A 19,283-nucleotide genomic window follows, 5' to 3' on the forward strand; every position below is an offset into this window, starting at 1 on the left:
GCCTGGACGGGAAAATGTGGATACCATTGGGCACACAATTAAAAATGGCCTATACCTTCCCGCATTTCATGGGCTATCGGTTTGCTTTGTTTAATTATGCTACAAAAAATATAGGGGGAGCGGCTGACTTTGACTATTTTCATCTATCTGGTTCCGTTTCCCCAGAAAAATAAAGCTGCTGCTATATTTGTAGTAAGAATAAAAGCAGGATCGGCGAATCAGCGATTAATTGAACCTGGGAGTAACAGTCGGAATTTCATTATACGCGATAGGTTATCTAAAACCAGGACAATTGGCTTCATCATGTAAAATAAACCCAACCAATTAAAACAAAACCTAACCAAGCGCAATAAAAATAAGTTCTATGAAACGCAGAAACTTTGTTCAAAACTCCGTACTGGCAGGTGCATCAATATTAACAACTGGACTTTTAAAATCAAATTCAGCAAATGCCAACACCCCAAATGTTAATAATGGCAAACCTTTCAATTTAAATTATGGCATACATGATGGCATGTTTAAAAACCATGCGGGCGGCGATTTTATTGATCAAATTAAATTTGCTTACGAGCAGGGATTTCGCGGTATAGAAGATAATTGGATGGGTGGCCGACCTGTTGATCAGCAGAAAAAGATTGGAGATACACTTGCCAAGTTGGGCATGACCATGGGCGTTTTTGTACAACCTGGTTTAGGTAATGATACCAACCTGTTAGCATCAGGCAAGGCGGAATACATCGATAAATTTATTGCCAGCTGTAAAGAAGCCGTGGAAGTGGCAAAACGGACCAATTGTAAACAGTATACCGTTGTTCCCGGAGATTTTGTGCGCAACCTGCCTATTGGTGTACAAACAGGCAATGTAATTGAAGCCATTAAAAGAGGAACAGCCATTATTGAACCCCATGGCCTGATGATGGTGCTTGAACCCCTGAGTGATAACCCAGACCTGTTTTTACGTACACCCGATCAAGCTTATGCTATTTGTAAAGCGGTGGGTAGCCCATCTTGCAAAATTTTGTATGACATGTACCACATACAACGCAACCAGGGCAACATTATCCCTACACTTAATTGGGTTTATGATGAAATAGGTTATTACCAGGTTGGCGATAATCCTGGCCGCAACGAACCCGGTACTGGCGAGATTAATTACAAAAACATATTCAAACTTATTTATGATAAAGGATACAAAGAAGTGGTAGGCATGGAACACGGCAATGCGGGTGCCGGTAAAGCAGGCGAGCTGGCTTTGATCAAAGCCTATCGCGAAGCCGATAGTTTCATTTAGGAAACAGGAGGAATTGAGTATTTTTATAAAAAAATGGACAACAATAAAAGAAAACATAGAAATGGACAACAATAAAAGAAAACGTTTTTTACTAATAATTGGATTAGTCGCGGCGATTCCTTTGTTAGTAGTATTTGGGGCCTTTACCAATATTCCTGAAAAACACTCATCGTATAATTTGGCTACGATTGATACGCCGCTCACCGAAGCACAAAAACATTTGGCTAAAAATGGCTTGAAGGAGCTCGACGTGGCGCCTGGTCTGCGTGTTGAAACTATGGCAACCGAACCCATGTTGATTAACCCTACCAATATCGACGTGGATGAAAAAGGGAGGGTTTGGGTAACGGAGGCTTATAATTACCGGTTTGAGATTAATCACAACAAACCCAGGGAGGCCGGCGACCGCATCCTGATTTTAGAAGATAAGGATGGAGACGGAAGTTTGGAAACAAGCACGGTGTTTTATCAGGGCCCCGAGGTTAATGCACCTTTAGGCGTGTGCGTATTAGGTAACCGGGTATTGGTATCGCAAAGCCCCTATGTTTGGGCCTTTTTTGATGACAATAATGATGGTAAAGCCGACCGAAAAGAAATACTATTCCAGGGGATAGGCGGTGTACAACATGATCATGGGATGCACAGCTTCGCATTTGGCCCGGATGGTAAACTATATTTCAATTTTGGGAATGCTGGTAAAACCCTCAGAGATAAAAATAATGAGGTGGTACTGGATCAGGATGGTGATGAGATAGGACCTAAAAAATACAAAGAAGGAATGCTATTCCGTTGCGATCCGGACGGTACTCATGTGGAATGCCTGGGTCATAATTTCAGGAACGAATACGAATCGGCCGTAGATAGTTATGGAAATATATGGCAAAGTGATAATGATGATGACGGGAATAAAGGGGTACGGATCAATTACGTAATGGAATATGGAAATTATGGCTACACGGATGAAGTAACCGGTGCGGGCTGGAGTGCTAAACGCATTAACATGGAAGATTCGATCCCGCTTCGTCACTGGCATCAAAATGATCCGGGTGTTATCCCCAATCTTTTACAAACAGGTTCCGGCTCCCCTACCGGAATGATTTTTTATGAAGGGACGCTGTTAACGCAGCAGTTTCAAAATGGGATGATCCATGCGGAACCGGGACATAATGTTGTTCGGGCCTATCCTGTTCAAAAAGCTGGCGCGGGATATACTGCCGGTATCGTCAACATTCTTAATGGCGAACGGGACCAATGGTTTCGCCCGGCAGATATCTGTACAGCTCCGGATGGTTCTTTAATTGTAGCCGACTGGTATGATCCCGGCGTTGGCGGGCACCGGGTGGGGGATCTTCAGCGTGGTCGCATATACCGGGTTGTTCCGGAAAATATGAAAGCGACCTATAAAATACCTGAACAGGGGTATACCACTCCGAAGGGTGCAGTCATTGCCTTGCAAAATCCAAATCTCGACGTTCGCAGGCATGCTTTCGTAGCATTAACCGAAATGGGGGAATTTGCAATAGCGGAGTTGGAAAAGTTATGGTCAACATCGCCTAATCCCCGTATGCGTGCCCGAGCGCTGTGGGTGCTTTCAAAATCAACAAAGGCCACAAAATATCTTTCCGAAGCCATCAACAATCCCGACCCTGATTTAAGGATAACCGGGCTAAGGGCGGCAAGAGAAGTAAATACCGATGTGCTCAAACTTGCGGGAGCTTTAGTAAATGATCCGGACGCACAGGTAAGGCGCGATTGTGCGATCTCGTTACGGCATCGGAATGAACCGGAAGCCGCGACGATATGGGCGGCACTTGCAGCGAAACATGATGGCAATGACAGATGGTATTTAGAGGCACTGGGTATCGGGGCCGACAAGCAATGGGACCAATTCTTTGCAGCCTACCTGAAGGTAGTACCGGATCCTTTATTAACAGCCGGAGGCAGAGATATTGTGTGGCGTGCCCGTACAAATATTGCGCTTCCATATCTGGTAAAGCTGGCTAAAGATGCAAGTGTTCCATTAAAATACCGTTTGAGATATCTGAGAGCTTTTGACTTTTATCCACAGCCCGATAAATCCAAAGCTTTGGTGAAATTATTAGAAGAAAACAATGGTAAAGATTTGCAATTAAGCGCAATGCTATTGAAGTCCTTAAACCCTCAGGATATATCAGATTCGCCTGCATCCAGAGAGCAGGTTCAACTGGTTTTAAATTCGTACACGGGAACACAGGATTTTGTTGATATGGTAAAACAGTATAATATTACTACAGAAGCCGATAGATTGATGGATCTGGTAAAAAGCAAAGGTATTCAGAGTAGCGGAGGATATCAGAGCGGAGGAATCGGGGCCGATGCGGCCAGGCTATTACTTAAAGCTAATGATGACGTTCGTTTCCTAAATATTATTAAAGGTAAAGATGAAAAAGAGGCGTCCAACGTTTTATCAGTGCTCGGTGCAATAGGCAACGATGAATCGATAGCTATCCTGTCAAAGGTGATTTTATCAGGTCAGTACAGCATGCCCACACGTCAAAAGGCGGTACAAATGCTGGGTAAAAGCCAAAATGGGGAAGACCGCGTTCTGGAAATGCTTCAGGGAAAAAAATTACCTCAAAGTTTAATTACACCAGCTGTTGCAGGCTTGAGCGGAACACTCAGAAAAAGCACATTGGACAAAGCAAAAGCCTTTTTACCCAAAACCGATGGTGTCAAAATTGCTAAAACCAAGATGCCTTCTGCTAATCTTACTGCCATACTTGCTTTAAAAGGAAATGCACTGAAAGGAAATGCCGTTTTCCTCAGAACCTGTTCGGTATGTCATAGAGCTAATAAAGCTGGTTTTGAATTTGGGCCTAATTTATCAGAAATAGGCGCGAAATTACCAAAGGAGGGATTATTTGATGCTATTGTTAACCCCTCTGCAGGGATTAATTTTGGATATGAGACCTCACAGCTTGTTATGAAAGATGGGTCGACCCTGATGGGGATTATTTCGAGCCGGACAGAGACAGATATCGAATTGAAATACCCTGGAGGCGCTATTCAGAAAATAAAAACCAATGATATTAAGCAAATAAAAAAAGTGTCAACCTCTATGATGCCGGCCGGCCTTGATCAAACAATGTCAAAACAAGAATTCGCGGATTTACTTACGTTCCTTGTCTCTTTAAAGAAAAAAGAATAATAAAAATAAAGAAGTAGCCGCCTTTGGGGGAGAGACAAGTCAGAATTGTATAAAACAAGTCGTTTTGAGGCAATTGTGATGAGGGTTGCATGGACAAGTTTGATGTAAGTAAATTAATTTAGTAACATTTGACTATAAAACAAAAGCCTGCAATCATTTGATTTGCAGGCTTTTGTTTTATGATTGAACTTAGTGGAGCCGGAGGGAGGTTTTTTAAAAGCAATTCCGCCTGTATATCAAATACTTATGTGTAATAAAGTTTGACGGGTCTCGAATAGGTCACCACTAAAATGGCTTAATTATCGCAAATGCTTATGAATTTAATATACGATATTTTGTTGAATTATTTGATTTAATTTTCGAATTGGCGCAAACTCTTTACAACATGATCCAGATTAAAAGCCTGGGCCTCTTAGAACGGTAAGGGGTAAAGGTCACCTCCTAACATTCGGCCATTCTGCTGAAAAAGCTACTCTAAAACTCCATAAAGTGAATTTTTAGAATAGTCAAACAAGACCAGTGTTTGTCAAACCAGTTGAGTAAGCGATTGTCCTGTCGATCGGGAATGAAAAAAATTTGGTTATCTTTCATTTCTTGTATAAAAAGAGGCGATTTTCGGTAAGGGAGCGGAACGGCTTTTCCACCTGCGTAGATTACCGGTTCCAATTTAAAATGATCGTCATACGCGGTCAACGCAAAATTTATTTTAAATGAAACAACGGCAACGTCGAAACGGTGCAGGTTTTTTTAAGTGCCCTGAATCGCCAGCCAAAAACGCTGTATAGATTGTAAGAAAAAACATATTTTTCATAGGCTATTAACGGTAACGCCTTTGCCATAAACGAATCACACGCGGCAAATACTTTTCATATTTGTCCCACTTATAAGGGGCTTAATCTTTGCCGATTTTATACATAAATGGTAAAGGTCTTAGTAACGCGATTTATTGCATTATTAATTATGATGATAAACCCTTACCCTATGGCGGCGCGGACGGTTAGGCAGCACAACTGCCGATCGTCTTCGCCGTGGTGGAGCAGGTGGGCGTTTTAAATGTAAACTTATATGCGGTAGAGGCGGATGGGGCGGTGGTGGCGGTAATTTCACTTGCGCATCGGCCTTAATAAAAACAAACATGGCCACAAGGGCTAAAATCAATACTTTAAACGTTTTCATTTGTTGCAATGTAATTTATAATAAGTATAACCGTGATTATAGGGTATTGTTTAAATTAAATCTATGTTAAAACTAAATGGCTTTTTTTACAGTATGTAATAAGAAAAACTTATTCAAATGAATTGTATTCTTTTATCGCTGTGTTTGTTTCTTAATAAACCGAATACGTATAACGGCGATCAAAAACGAGAAAGTATGGACGTTAACGGCATCGAACGCGCATACGTAAGGTACATCCCACAAATGGCCGACAAAAAAAATATAAAAATGCCCATGGTTATTTCGTTGCACGGAGGCTTTGCAACACCAAAGGGCCAGTTTCATTTAGCTGATTTCAGACCATTAGCAGACAAAGATAAATTTATTGTTGTGTGCCCTGCATCAAAACACATCTGGCATGATGGGCGTAACAATAAAGGTATCGATGATGTTAAATTCATAGATCAACTGATCACGTATATGGTCAAAACGTATCATGCTGACCCGGAACGTGTTTATGTTACAGGTATATCTAATGGGGGGTTTATGACTTCGCGCCTTGCGTGCCAATTGAGCAACCGGATTGCGGCGATTGCGGTTGTGGCTGGTAGTATGAACGATAATGAAGGCTACGCGCCGGTAAAGCCAATGCCGGTAATATATATGCACGGTACTAAAGACCCGGTTTTTTCGAACAAAGGGGGTAAGTTTTTTGGCCGTTTAACCTATTCGCAAGATCAGGCAATTAAGTTGTGGGCCACCATTGATAAGTGTTCATCGACACCCGTTGTTAGTAACTTGCCCGATAATGCAAATGACGGTACCAGTATTGTAAAAGAAGAATACAGCAATCCAAATAACGGGGTTAAAGTTGTAGGTTATACCATTAACAATGGCGGGCACACCTGGCCCGGAGGTTGGCAGTACCTGCCCCAATTTATTGTAGGAAAAACCACAAAAAATTTAGATGCCTGCCAAGTGATTTGGGATTTTTTTAAGCAATATAAACTAAATTAAACTGGTTTGGTTAATTTAGCCAAAGCGGAGAAACTTAGTATTATCATATCCAAATATGCTTAAAGGGGTAGGGACAGATCTTGTGGACGTTGAACGGATTGCTCAAAAGTTGATAAAAGCCAACGGATTTAAAGAGTTGGTGTTCTCCGAACGCGAAATAATTTATTGTGAATTAAAAACGAATAAATTTGAACATTACGCTGCTCGTTTTGCTGCCAAAGAAGCATTTTTTAAGGCGTTGGGAACCGGCTGGGCAGACCACACCAGCTTTAACGAAGTAGAAGTGATAAATGATATCTCGGGCAAACCGGAATTGGTTTTAACAGGCCAAACACAAAAAACGCTGAGCGGACAAGGGATTGCTAAAATTTTGGTTTCTTTGTCTCACACCAAATCGATGGCTTCGGCAGTAGTTATAATAGAAATAGCAGAATGAGTTCGTCTACATTAGATAGCTTCGCAATAGTACAAGAGCAAAAACTGAAGCAACTGCTACAGTATGTTAACCAACACTCACCTTTTTACAAGGAATTGTTCGCTAAAAATGCTGTAGACGTTTCCAAAATTGAAACTATTGCAAACCTTTCGGCACTGCCAACTACAACCAAGGAAGATTTACAGCAACGGAATGGTGATTTTTTATGTGTAGATAGTGATAAGATCATTGAGTATGCGTCCACATCAGGCACGTTAGGCAGCCCTGTTACAATTGCTCTTACCGAGAGCGACTTACGCAGACTGACGCTAAATGAATATAATTCGTTTGTGTGCGCCGATGGATCGGCCAGCGATATTTATCAGTTGATGCTGACGCTGGACAGGCAATTTATGGCTGGGATAGCTTACTACTCGGGTTTACGCAAATTGGGCGCGGGCATTATCCGGTTAGGTCCGGGCGTTCCGTCCTTGCAATGGGAAACTATAGGGCGTTTAAAACCTACGGGTATTGTGGCCGTTCCCTCATTTATTTTAAAACTCATTCAATTTGCCCGGGATAACAATATAGATATCAATAGGTCGTCTGTAAAGAAAGCGATCTGTATTGGCGAAAATATTCGTAATGCCGATTTCAGCTATAACATTCTGGGGAAGAAGATAACCGAGGTTTGGGATATTCAACTTTATTCTACATATGCTTCAACAGAAATGCAAACCGCTTTTACAGAATGCAGCGCTGGTAATGGCGGCCATTTGCAACCTGATTTACTTATTGTTGAATTACTTGATGATCATGATCAACAAGTACCCCCCAATACACCCGGCGAAGTTACTATCACAACGTTAGGTGTTGAAGGCATGCCCTTACTGCGATATAAAACGGGCGATATTTGTATGTATTTTGACGATGCCTGCGCCTGCGGCCGCACCAGTTTGCGTTTATCGTCCGTCATCGGCCGAAAAAGGCAGATGATTAAATTTAAGGGCACCACTCTTTATCCCCCTGCGCTATTCGACTTGCTTACCGAGATTGAAGATGTTCTTGATTTTGTTGTTGAAGTTTATTCTAACGAGATAGGGATGGACGAAGTATTGTTGCATATAGTGCCGTTTAATACAACCAAAGCCTGCGATAACGGGATAAGGGCTTACCTGCAGGCCCGCCTAAGAGTTAGCCCTCATGTAGAATATATAACTTATGAACAACTAAAAAAAATGCAGGACCAGGAAACTGGCCGAAAAATAACTAAGTTTTTTGATAAAAGAATTTGAACGTATAGTAACATCTACCTGCGTTTTAATCGTCAACGGGATATAAACCGCCGATTGAATAAACAAAAACCTATATTTGATGGTAGATGCTTTTGAACTTATATAATTAGCCTATGATACCAGTTGGACAAAGCGTCCTTACTTTAAATGACCTCTCTGACGTCCTATTCAAGAACAAAGCGATCACCCTACCCGAAGCTGCTTTAGAAAACATAAACACCAATTTTGAGTTTCTCCAGCAATTTTCGTCAAACAAACTTATTTATGGTATAAATACGGGTTTTGGGCCAATGGCCCAATACAAGGTAAGCGAAGAGAATTTATTGCAACTGCAATATAATTTAATTCGCAGCCATAGTTCGGGCAGTGGGGTGCTTTTATCGCCTTTACTTGTTAAAGCGTTGATGGTGGCGCGTTTGAACAGTTTAATGCAGGGCTTTTCGGGTATACATCAAGATATCGTGGAATTACTTCGCGATCTGATTAATAAAAATGTAACGCCGTGTATTTACGAACACGGAGGAGTGGGCGCCAGTGGCGACTTGGTTCAATTGGCCCATTTAGGCCTGGTACTTATAGGCGAAGGGGAGGTAATATACGAAGACTGCTTACGCCCCACTGCCGACGTATTTAAAAGCCTCGGCGTTACACCTTTGTCTATTCATGTCCGCGAGGGTTTGGCTACTATCAATGGCACATCGGCTATGACGGGCATCGGCTTGGTGAACATTATACAAGCGCAAAAGCTATTGGGTTGGTCGGCAATGCTTTCGGCAATGACCAACGAAGTAGTTGAGGCATATGACGATCATTACTCACAGCAATTAAACATTGTTAAGCATCACATAGGCCAAAACAAAGTGGCGGCAATGCTGCGCGAAATTTTAGAGGGCAGTAAAATGATACGAAGCCGCTCAAAACATTTGTACCATGCAGATGGAATAAAACACGATGTTTTTGAAGATAAGGTGCAAGAGTATTACTCGCTCCGCTGCGTTACGCAGGTTCTGGGCCCAATATACGATACCATAACCAATGCCGAAAACGTATTGGTGAATGAGCTGAATTCTGTTAACGATAATCCGGTAGTGGATCATGTTAATCAAAATATTTTTCACGGAGGCAATTTTCACGGCGATTATGTATCGCTTGAAATGGATAAACTGAAGATCGCAATTACCAAATTGTCTATGCTGGCAGAGCGCCAGCTAAATTATTTGTTGAATGACAAGCTAAATCAAAAATTTCCACCTTTTATAAATCTCGGCGTTTTAGGTTTAAACTTCGGTATGCAGGGAATGCAATTTACAGCAACATCAACTGTTGCCGAAAACCAAACATTGTCGTTCCCAATGTATGTTCATAGTATCCCTAATAATAATGATAACCAGGATATAGTGAGCATGGGATGCAACGCCGCGTTAATGACAAAAAAAGTTATAGATAACGCATTTGCGGTGTTGGGCATACAATTAATGACCATAGCACAAGCCATCGATTATTTAAATTGCCAGCAAAAGCTGTCACCTCATACACTGGAGTTGTATAACCAGGTTCGCGAGATGTTCCCTAAATTTATTGAGGATCAGCCAAAATACAAAGAAATGGAAGCGGTACGGCTGTTCCTGGAAACAAACCACCCGGCAATTTCAATTAAATCTTAAATTTGGTAAGATGAAAACTGCATTAGTTACCGGGGGATCAAGAGGGATAGGCCGAGCAATTTGCCTTAAACTTGCCTCTATGGGGTACCATGTACTGGTAAATTATAAAAATAATGCACCTGAAGCGCAGCAGACCCTTTTGAAGATAGAGCAAAGTGGCGGTACCGGCGCATTATTACAACTTAATGTGGCGAACAGAGGTGAAATAAAGAGCATTTTGAGTGGCTGGATAAAAGATAATCCAGAAAACGTTATAGAGGTATTGGTAAACAACGCCGGTGTTAGAGATGATAGCCTGATGGCCTGGATGACCGATGAACAATGGGATAATGTGATACATACGGGTGTTGACGCCTTCTTTTTTGTTACCCGAATGTTGCTTGATGGCATGATGATGAACAGGTATGGTCGGGTTATCAACGTAGTCTCCTTATCAGGGTTGAAAGGTTTGCCCGGTCAAACCAATTACTCAGCAGCCAAGGCAGGTATTATTGGTGCTACCAAAGCGTTGGCACAAGAAGTTGGCCGAAGTGGGATCACGGTGAATGCCGTTGCCCCGGGTTTTATAAAGACCGATATGACCGCAGATCTTGATGAAAAGGAACTTAAACGATCAATACCTGTAAACAGGTTTGGCACAGCCGAAGAAGTTGCGTCCGCAGTGGGATTTTTAGCTTCTGCTGATGCATCTTATATTACCGGCCAGGTGCTGTCTGTAAACGGAGGGTTGTATTCTTAAAATTTTGAGATGAATTACCCGGAAATTTTGTTATTTATCCCTCAAAAACCACCGTTTGTAATGGTTGATGAGTTGCTTTACGCGGATGGCACCGGCACACAAACCGCCTTTACGGTTAGCGCAGAAAATGTGTTGGTTGTTGACGGTCGGTTTACCGAAGGGGGTCTTATGGAAAATATGGCACAGACGGCCGCTGCGGGTTTAGGGTATCACAATTCGATTAAAAATGGCGCGATAAGTAAAGGATTTATTGGATCCGTTAAGAACTTTGAAGTTTTTGACTTGCCGCGTATCGTCGACAAATTAATAACCGATGTGCGCATAGTAGAAAAAGTGCTTAACGCAACCATCATTTCCGGGGTTGTAAGATCTAACGGCAACCTTGTTGCACAATGTGAAATGAACGTTTATATTGATCAATAATGGCAGATGTTTTTATTACTGCTGATAATATTTTATCGCCAATTGGTGCTACCACCGCCGATAATTTTGAGCGCCTTAAAGCCGGTAAAACTGGAGTCCGGAAACATCGCAATAAACTGCTTGCTGACGAACCATTTTATGCTTCCCTGTTTGATGATAATGAAGCCATATTAAAGGGGGGGAGTACGCATTACACTAAATTTGAACGGCTGATCATCGCATCCATAACAGATGCGCTTAAACAGTATACCTGCAATTTAGCTTACAGAACAGCCCTGATCATTTGCTCAACTAAAGGCAATATTAGCCTCTTGGAGACTGGTGACAATACACCGGTGTTGCAGCAGCGTATTTCCTTATCAGCTTCAGCAAAATTGATAGCAGATCATTTTGGTTTTACCGGCCAGCCTTTGATTATTTCCAACGCCTGCATATCTGGTTTAATGGGTATTATTACCGGCAAGCGATTAATACTATCGGGCGAATATGACAATGTAGTAATTGCAGGGGCCGATGAGATCTCGAAATTTATTCTTTCGGGTTTTGGGTCATTTCAAGCCATCAGTTCAGGCCCGTGCAAACCTTTTGATATCGGTCGTGATGGTATTACGTTGGGCGAGGGGGCAGCTACCATGATTTTATCGGCACATCAAAATAGCGGCGATGACATTAAAGTAACCGGTGGCGCCGTAAGTAACGATGCCAATCATATTTCGGCCCCATCACGCACGGGCGAAGAGCTTAAACAGGCCATTACCAAATCGCTTGCTGAGGCAAATTTGCGTAACACCGATATCGATTTTATTTCGGCGCATGGTACAGCCACCGTATATAATGATGAAATGGAAGCCAAAGCCATCACCCTTGCTAATATGCAACACATACCTATAAATAGTTTAAAAGGTTATTATGGGCATACACTGGGAGCCGCGGGTTTAATAGAGTCCATTATCGCCATACAATCATTAAAGCAAAATATTATGATCCCTTCGTTGGGTTTCGAGGAAATCGGTACAACCGATAGCTTAAATATTTGTACGGAATTATTGAGCGGACGTTATCAAAACTGTCTAAAAACGGCCTCAGGTTTTGGCGGATGCAATGCCGCCGTAATATTTAGTAAAAAATAAAGGGTTTTGAAACAGGATAACTATATTACTTCGAGTTGTATCATCAGTAACCATACGGTTTACAAAAACGGCGCTGTTTTGCTTTCAGAGCAGGCTGCAATAGATGTCCCTGGATTTTTGAATGCCGTTTATAAAACGTTGGATACCAATTACGCCAGGTATTATAAAATGGATAACCTGAACAAGTTAGGTTGGCTCGCATCCGAAATACTGTTAAGTGGTGGTTTTGATAAAACAAAATACAAGCCCGAAGATATTGGCGTTATCTTGTCAAATCGAAATTCGAGTTTGGATACCGACCAGCGATATTTAAAAAGCGTAGCTGACGGTGCCAGTCCATCGTTATTTGTTTATACACTTCCCAATATTGTAACAGGCGAAATATGTATTCGTAATCATTTTAAGGGGGAAGATGCCTTTTTTATAGCGGAAGATTTTGATGCCGGTTTCATCACAAATTATGTTGGCAAGCTACTTGATGATGACGTTTTACAGGCTTGTATTTGCGGCTGGGTTGAATTGCTCGGCAAGGAATACAAAGCCGCATTATTTTTGATCGAAAAAGTAAAAACCGGCGACGTGACGCTGTTTACAAAAGAAAAAGTGACTAAGATATTTGAGAATAAAAAGCCCCTGCAAGACGTTTTTATAGCCGGTATTGGAGTTATTACTGCAATTGGCAATAATGTTGCCGAGTGCTTATCATCCTTTGAGAAAGGCGAGGCGGGGATGGCTAATATTACACATTTGGATACCGTACATGCCGGCAAAGTGCCAGTAGCCGAAGTGAAAATGACCAACGTAGAGCTTGCTGATATTAATGGCATGGAGGTGGCAATGAGCCGAACTACCTTATTAAGCTTAACTGCTGCCAAAGAGGCACTAAAGGACGCTGCGATACCTGGCATAGAAACATTGCGCATTGGTTTTGTTTCGGCTAATACAGTGGGAGGAATGGATAAGAGCGAGGATTTCTTTATAGATTTTATTGCCAATAACAGCAAAGGAAAACTTAAGAATGTTTTTGATCACGAATGCGGCAGCATGACCGAAGTTGTGGCAAATCAACTGGGGATAAAGGATTATATGACCACCATTAGCACTGCTTGTTCTTCATCGGCTAATGCCATCTTTTATGGCGCGAGACTCATCAGAAATGATGTGGTAGATATCGTGGTAGCAGGCGGGGCAGATGCTTTAACAAAATTCACACTCAATGGCTTTAACACCCTGATGATATTGGATAAGGAATTTTGTAAACCCTTTGATGAAAATCGGCGCGGCTTAAATTTAGGTGAGGGTGCCGGGTATGTTGTATTGGTCTCTGAGAAAGTAATGAAAACATTAAACCAGTCTGCTTATTGCAAATTGAGTGGATATAATAACAGTAACGATGCTTTCCATCAAACAGCTTCGTCGCCTGAGGGGACCGGCTCATACCTGGCTATGAAGGGGGCTTTAGAAAAGGCGGGATTAACTACATCTGATATTGATTATATCAATCTTCATGGAACGGGTACGCCAAACAACGACAATGCCGAAGGAACAGCTGTTAAACGTTTGTTTGATCCACATTATCCACCTATGAGTTCTACTAAATCATTTACAGGGCATACTTTGGGAGCCAGCGGAGGTATTGAAGCTGTATTTTCTGTATTAGCTATAAAACATGGGTTAATTTATCCAAACCTGCGGTTTGAAACCAAGATGCACGAGTTTTCATTCGAACCCGAAACAAGATTTAAAAAAGGACAGGCGATTAGCCACGTTATGTCTAATTCGTTTGGTTTTGGCGGTAATTGTTCATCATTAATATTTTCTAAAATTTAATATGAAAATTTATATCCGCTCGGCCGCCTGCATTTCACCGCAAAAAACATTGCACCAGGATGATTTGCTTACCAACCCGGTTGAATATAACGATACTCGATTAAAGGCAATTGAGCCAGATTATTCTGCTTATCTCGACCCAAAGCTCACCAGGAGAATGAGCCACGTTATTAAAATGGGTGTAGGTGCAGCTATGGAATGTTTGCGAAACGGCGAAATAACCATGCCGGGTGCCGTAATTACCGGTACGGCTTATGGCTGCCTGGAAGATACGGTGACATTTTTAACCAGGATGATTGATATGGACGAGGAAATGCTTCCGCCAACGGCATTTATTCAATCAACTCATAATACAGTTGCAGCGCAGATAGCCTTAATGCTAAAATGCCATAGCTATAATAACACTTTCGTACACAAAGGGATTTCGTTTGAAAGTGCGTTGCTTGATGGCATAATGTTATTGAACGAAGGGGAGGCTGATAACGTACTGGTTGGCGGTACCGACGAAATGACGGATGTTAGTTATACTATTTTGAAAAGGCTCGGCTTATATAAAAGGTTTCGGGGTTCAAATTTATCGTTGTTTAAAACCAATTCTACGGGTACTATTGGTGGCGAAGGTGCAGCCTTTGTTTTGTTGAGTGATAAGGCATCCGCTGTTAACCTGGCGGAGCTAACAGGAATGCAAAATTTTTATAAGCCTATAGGCATAGACGATATAGAAGCACGTATTATAGCTTTTTTAAAGAAATATAATTTAAGCATAGCTGACGTTGACCTGGTGATAACCGGAAAAAACGGCGATCTTAAAAATGACGCAGGCTACGACCAGTTAGCGAACACCACTTTTAACAATTGCGCCACAGCAAATTACAAACATTTGTGTGGCGAATATCCAACTTCGTCTGCTTTCGCTTTGTGGATGGCCGCCAACATTGTTAAAAGCGGAAAGGTGCCCGCTTCGGTATTGGAGGTCGGGGCTGAAAATATCATGCCCAAAACGATACTTATTTATAATCACTACCTCAACTTATATCATTCACTAATGCTGGTATCTACATGTTGAAAGACAGGCTTTTTGCCATCACTAAAATTGCCCGCCGAGAAACGGAAATTGAAGCTGTGGTTACTATTAATGCAGATGATGAAATATTTGAAGGACATTTTCCAGGTCATCCGGTTTTGCCGGGTGCCTGTATGCTACAAATAATAAAAGAAGTTTTGCAAGAAGCCCTCGGCGAACAATTAATCCTAAAAAAGGCAAGTAGCATTAAATTTTTAATGCAGGTAGATCCAACTATAATTAATTGTTTAAAGGTTAATATCAACTATAAAAAAATAGATGCATCAGTCGAAATCATCGCGGCTATGATGGCCGGCGATTCGACGTGCCTTAAGCTAAAAGCAATTTTCGTGCGGCTTACTTAGTTCTGTTTTTATTAATATAATCAACAATGGTGTTTACATCCACCAATATTTTGCGGCCTTCTTTAGGGTCTTGAATAATTATTCCGTACTCTTTTTTTAGTAAAACGATCAGTTCAAGTGAATCTATCGAATCTAATCCAAGCCCGTCGCCAAATAATGGTTCATCGTCTTTAATTTCTTCTGGGGTTAGAGGCGACAGGTTAAGAAACTCTATAATTTGTAATTTTAATTGTTGTTTTAATTCTTGAACTTCCATTTAGCTTTATTTATTCAAATTAAATTTTTCATTTTCAAACCAGCTATACTTAACGCTTGCAGGCATATTGTAATCAGCAATAAAGGTATAATATTTATCAAAACATCGTTTAGGGTGCCACCCTCTAAAAATAAACCGTAGTAGGCTTCAAGGCACCAATGCATTGGCGAAAGCTTCATCACGAGGGCAAATGATTGGGGCATTGCAAAACTGGGCACCATTAACCCGCCGATAGCGGCAAGTATAACTATAGAAACCGCACCAAATCCGTTCGCCTGCTCTGGCGTATGTGCAAAAACGCCAATACAAATGGCATAGCTTACCGCACACCAACCGCATATTAATGATACAATGATCAATCCAAAAACATCCACCGGCAGGTTTAGCGCTGGTAGATGGATCAGCGGAAATAACCAAATACCTATAGCAAATATGACAGCCGCCTGCAACATAGTAACGGCGAGGTAGGTTATTTGTTTGGAGATCAAAGCAACCATGTAGTTAGTAGGAAGCGTTTTAAGTCTGATAAAGCTTCCACTCAATTTTTCGCGAACCATGCTTCCACCTAAGGAAATTACTACGAAAAACATGGCGAAGAGGGTCCATGCTGGCACGTTATGCTGCGACGCGTTGGGGTTGCTGCGACTCCCGTTTTTGGAAACCGGTATTTCGTTTATTGTTATCTTGTTATCAAGTAATTCGTTCTCCAGCCGGGCCGGTAAGGGCTTTTCGTTAATGGAAAAATATAGGTTTTTTAATATCTGCTTACTTTCAATTAGTTGTAGCGCGCTATATATGGCACCCTGGACAGATCGCCGGAACGACTCTTGCAGTATAGGTTGGTAATATAATGTTATAGGGCCAACGTTGCCAGAGTTGGGGTCGGTTTTATTACTCTCCAAACCAAATGTATTTAGTGCTTTACCGGCAATTATTTTCGCCTTTCCGTCCATCTTCACAGAAAAATCGTTTGGGATGATGAGGGCCAGCAGGGCATCCTTGCCTTTCATGCGCGCCATTACTGTAGCATTGCTCTCGTTTTTTGGGAGCGGGACGAGTTTAAACATACCTATTTTATCTATAGATTGAATAAACTCTTTGCTAATCTTGCCTGTATCTCTATTGGCTATCAATAAAGATATTTTATTTTTATCGATCAATTGGAACGTGCTGTTCTGGATGCTGGTAACAATAATTACCAAAAGTATGGGCATGCCGAACATGAGCAATATGCCAACTTTGTCTCGGGTTAGTATACGAATGTCCTTAATAATGGTAGCCCAAAGTTTAAACATCCCTGTAGTTTTTACCGGTTAAATTTAAAAACAGGCCTTCAAGCCCAATTTGTTTGTGTTTTACCAATAAAGCGTCTAAATTATCGTTCACAATTATTTTTCCGTCATCAATTAATGCTATTCGCTCGCACAAGCCTTCAGCCTCACTTAACTGGTGTGATGTGTATATTAGGGTGGTTCCGTTTTCGTTCAATTGTTTAAGGTAATCAATTATAGCAAAACGGGTTTGAACATCAACACCCACGGTCGGCTCGTCTAAAAATAGCAACGCAGGGTTGTGCATTACACCTATAGCCAAATTTACCCGCCTTTTCATACCACCGGAAAATTTCTCTACGGGCTTGTTTCGTGCGTCCTCCAATCCTAAAACGTTTAATAACTCATTTGTTCGGAGTTTTATCTGTTGCCTGCTTAAGCCGTACCAGGCACCAAAAAACTCCAGGTTTTCAGCCGGGCTAAGTTCCTGGTAAAACGAAAAATCTTGGGGCACATAGCCAAATAACTTGTTTGCCAATTTTCGATGGTTGTTGATTTTTACATCAAGAAGCTGTATGCTCCCTGTTTCGAAAATCAACAAGCCGGTCATCAAATTCATTAGGGTTGTTTTGCCGGCGCCATTTGGGCCAAACAAGCCAAATCGCTCGCCTTTTGCTATTTCAAGATCGAAGTTTGACAGTATTGGAACAGGTTGCCCGGGATAGCTAAAGGTTAGATTGCTGATGTTTACCGCAGATAGCTTCATGTCTTCCAGTTAATTTTAGATAAAGCTACAAAGGCTCTCCGCTCTATTTCGGCTATCTCTAATAAATAATCGCCCATTACATTAAAATCGTGCTGGCTACCAATGCGGCCTTTAAAAATACCCGCGGCCTGTACTGCAGCAGTGCGCCATAGATCGCCCGATTGGGTGAATGTTTTTGAGATCTCTAATAATTCGTCAGCCGGGTGATAGGCGTGGGCCTCTTGCAGAAACGCAGCATAAATATAACGGAACCCGCCGCCACCGGTGCCTATTTCTTCCTGCATGCGTACGAGTTGTGCGAGGTACAAGCCTGATTTTTTTTCGCCCAAGCTGTCGCGCCACTTTTTTATACGGTTACCGGTATACTTAATTCCATTTACGCCCAATATCGGCATTGGCGATAGCATATCGTTAACGGTTTTTTTAATTCCGGTTATGATCCCTTTTTTTATTTGGTCGTTAGTAACAACGGACGCTGTTTTTGGATAATAGATTTGCCCATTAGGAGCGAGCGTCCCTTTAGCAAATCGAACACGCTCTAATTCATAATCGCTTAAAATGGTAGTATTTTCCATTATGGGATCGCTGATCAGATAATGATCTTCATCGTGCCCATAAACGATAAGGTTATGCGCGTTAAAGTGGAAGCGGTATTCTTTAGGAAAATATGAAAGGTAGTAAACGCCAACCTGGCAACCTACCGGATGCCCATCGGCAAGGCATTCATCTAAAAACACTTTTGCTTTTTCCTTCGAGCTAAACTTTTTTCGAACTATCTCGATCCCCAACGCTTTGCAGGTGCGTTTAAATATCAAACCGGGCATTACCCTAAAGGCTATCACCGGCCCGTTGTTTATTTTGAGTAATGGAATGTAAACAAAGAATAATCCCGACCCAATGCCAAACGCCAGCGGTTCTGTTATCTGGCTAACGCCTATATTGTTTAATAAACTTCGGGTAACCCCATTTTCGCAGTGCGCCGACTGTAGGTGTTCAAAACTAAGTTCCATGTACAGTCATGTTTTTAAGATCATCAACACTTACATTAAATACTTCAGCATAGCGTTGTAATTTTTCGAGGGGTAATTTGGCAAACACATTGGGTTTTAAATGTCGTTTTATCTGCCATTGCCAAAAGCCGGTATAACCGGCTAAAATACCAATATCCATTAAGCCCTTTTCCATAAAAAACAATATCGGGCTTGCTTGCTTATTCAATACTTTTTGGCGTGCATCGGCAATGCGTAATTCAACGTCGCCCCATGCAGTATCGAGCGCAGTAATTTTTATATCCCAGCCACGGCTAAGCTCGGTCACGTACTTCCCCAATTCGTCAGTGGCGTAGCAAACCTCTTTGGTGACCTTACCCAACGAGCTCAAGTCCTGCGGAACGTCTTGCTTTTTCATTTGGCTGTG

18 protein-coding genes are annotated in these 19,283 nt (G+C 41.7%); 13 read left to right on the forward strand and 5 right to left on the reverse strand.

Annotated elements, in window-relative coordinates; translation table 11 throughout:
- Positions 1-14 precede the first annotated feature (14 nt).
- The 13 genes from ABIX36_RS19995 (at position 15) to ABIX36_RS20055 (ending at position 15,574) form a co-directional block, all read left to right on the forward strand.
- Complete coding sequence (locus ABIX36_RS19995) at positions 15-173, forward strand: hypothetical protein (protein WP_348083973.1); 159 nt, start codon at positions 15-17, stop codon at positions 171-173.
- Between the two features lie 191 nt (positions 174-364).
- Entirely contained in the window at positions 365-1,291 is a 927-nt protein-coding gene (locus ABIX36_RS20000) for a TIM barrel protein (protein ID WP_348083941.1), read from the forward strand.
- Positions 1,292-1,304: 13 nt separating this feature from the next.
- Positions 1,305-4,478 (forward strand): PVC-type heme-binding CxxCH protein, encoded by a 3,174-nt coding sequence (locus ABIX36_RS20005; protein ID WP_348083942.1) that lies wholly within the window; start codon positions 1,305-1,307, stop codon positions 4,476-4,478.
- Between the two features lie 1,371 nt (positions 4,479-5,849).
- A complete protein-coding gene (locus ABIX36_RS20010) occupies positions 5,850-6,650 on the forward strand; it encodes a PHB depolymerase family esterase (protein ID WP_348083943.1) in 801 nt (266 codons plus the stop codon).
- A gap of 55 nt (positions 6,651-6,705) precedes the next feature.
- Entirely contained in the window at positions 6,706-7,086 is a 381-nt protein-coding gene (gene acpS / locus ABIX36_RS20015) for a holo-ACP synthase (protein WP_348083944.1), read from the forward strand.
- Entirely contained in the window at positions 7,083-8,360 is a 1,278-nt protein-coding gene (locus tag ABIX36_RS20020) for an AMP-binding protein (RefSeq protein ID WP_348083945.1), read from the forward strand. Before acpS ends, ABIX36_RS20020 begins: the two co-directional genes overlap by 4 nt.
- A gap of 113 nt (positions 8,361-8,473) precedes the next feature.
- On the forward strand, positions 8,474-10,024 hold the full coding sequence (locus tag ABIX36_RS20025; RefSeq protein WP_348083946.1) for an aromatic amino acid ammonia-lyase: 1,551 nt from the start codon (positions 8,474-8,476) through the stop codon (positions 10,022-10,024).
- 10 nt (positions 10,025-10,034) lie between these two features.
- Positions 10,035-10,763, forward strand: a complete 729-nt coding sequence (fabG, locus tag ABIX36_RS20030) for a 3-oxoacyl-ACP reductase FabG (protein WP_348083947.1) — start codon at positions 10,035-10,037, stop codon at positions 10,761-10,763.
- A 60-nt stretch (positions 10,764-10,823) separates the two neighbouring features.
- Positions 10,824-11,186, forward strand: coding sequence for a 3-hydroxyacyl-ACP dehydratase (locus tag ABIX36_RS20035; protein ID WP_348083948.1), 363 nt, complete (start codon positions 10,824-10,826; stop codon positions 11,184-11,186).
- A complete protein-coding gene (locus ABIX36_RS20040; RefSeq protein ID WP_348083949.1) occupies positions 11,186-12,316 on the forward strand; it encodes a beta-ketoacyl synthase N-terminal-like domain-containing protein in 1,131 nt (376 codons plus the stop codon). The genes ABIX36_RS20035 and ABIX36_RS20040 overlap by 1 nt, the downstream gene beginning before the upstream one ends.
- Before the next feature lie 6 nt (positions 12,317-12,322).
- Positions 12,323-14,146 (forward strand): beta-ketoacyl-[acyl-carrier-protein] synthase family protein, encoded by a 1,824-nt coding sequence (locus ABIX36_RS20045; protein WP_348083950.1) that lies wholly within the window; start codon positions 12,323-12,325, stop codon positions 14,144-14,146.
- Position 14,147: 1 nt separating this feature from the next.
- On the forward strand, positions 14,148-15,212 hold the full coding sequence (locus tag ABIX36_RS20050; RefSeq protein ID WP_348083951.1) for a beta-ketoacyl synthase chain length factor: 1,065 nt from the start codon (positions 14,148-14,150) through the stop codon (positions 15,210-15,212).
- Positions 15,206-15,574, forward strand: coding sequence for a hypothetical protein (locus ABIX36_RS20055; protein ID WP_348083952.1), 369 nt, complete (start codon positions 15,206-15,208; stop codon positions 15,572-15,574). Before ABIX36_RS20050 ends, ABIX36_RS20055 begins: the two co-directional genes overlap by 7 nt.
- Here ABIX36_RS20055 and ABIX36_RS20060 read toward each other — a convergent pair.
- The 5 genes from ABIX36_RS20060 to ABIX36_RS20080 are packed head-to-tail and all read right to left on the reverse strand — an operon-like array spanning position 15,567 to position 19,274.
- The gene (locus tag ABIX36_RS20060; protein WP_348083953.1) at positions 15,567-15,830 is read right to left on the reverse strand and encodes a phosphopantetheine-binding protein; all 264 of its coding nucleotides are present in this window, start codon (positions 15,828-15,830) and stop codon (positions 15,567-15,569) included. The genes ABIX36_RS20055 and ABIX36_RS20060 overlap by 8 nt on opposite strands.
- A 14-nt stretch (positions 15,831-15,844) precedes the next feature.
- The gene (locus ABIX36_RS20065) at positions 15,845-17,125 is read right to left on the reverse strand and encodes an ABC transporter permease (protein ID WP_348083954.1); all 1,281 of its coding nucleotides are present in this window, start codon (positions 17,123-17,125) and stop codon (positions 15,845-15,847) included.
- Positions 17,118-17,867: an ABC transporter ATP-binding protein gene (locus tag ABIX36_RS20070; protein ID WP_348083955.1), complete on the reverse strand. Its 750-nt coding sequence runs from the start codon at positions 17,865-17,867 to the stop codon at positions 17,118-17,120. Before ABIX36_RS20070 ends, ABIX36_RS20065 begins: the two co-directional genes overlap by 8 nt.
- Complete coding sequence (locus ABIX36_RS20075; RefSeq protein WP_348083956.1) at positions 17,864-18,877, reverse strand: BtrH N-terminal domain-containing protein; 1,014 nt, start codon at positions 18,875-18,877, stop codon at positions 17,864-17,866. The genes ABIX36_RS20070 and ABIX36_RS20075 overlap by 4 nt, the downstream gene beginning before the upstream one ends.
- Entirely contained in the window at positions 18,867-19,274 is a 408-nt protein-coding gene (locus tag ABIX36_RS20080) for a hypothetical protein (RefSeq protein ID WP_348083957.1), read from the reverse strand. The genes ABIX36_RS20075 and ABIX36_RS20080 overlap by 11 nt, the downstream gene beginning before the upstream one ends.
- Positions 19,275-19,283 lie beyond the last annotated feature (9 nt).

The sequence above is a fragment of the Mucilaginibacter sp. genome (assembly GCF_039925265.1).
Taxonomy (GTDB): Bacteria; Bacteroidota; Bacteroidia; order Sphingobacteriales; family Sphingobacteriaceae; genus Mucilaginibacter.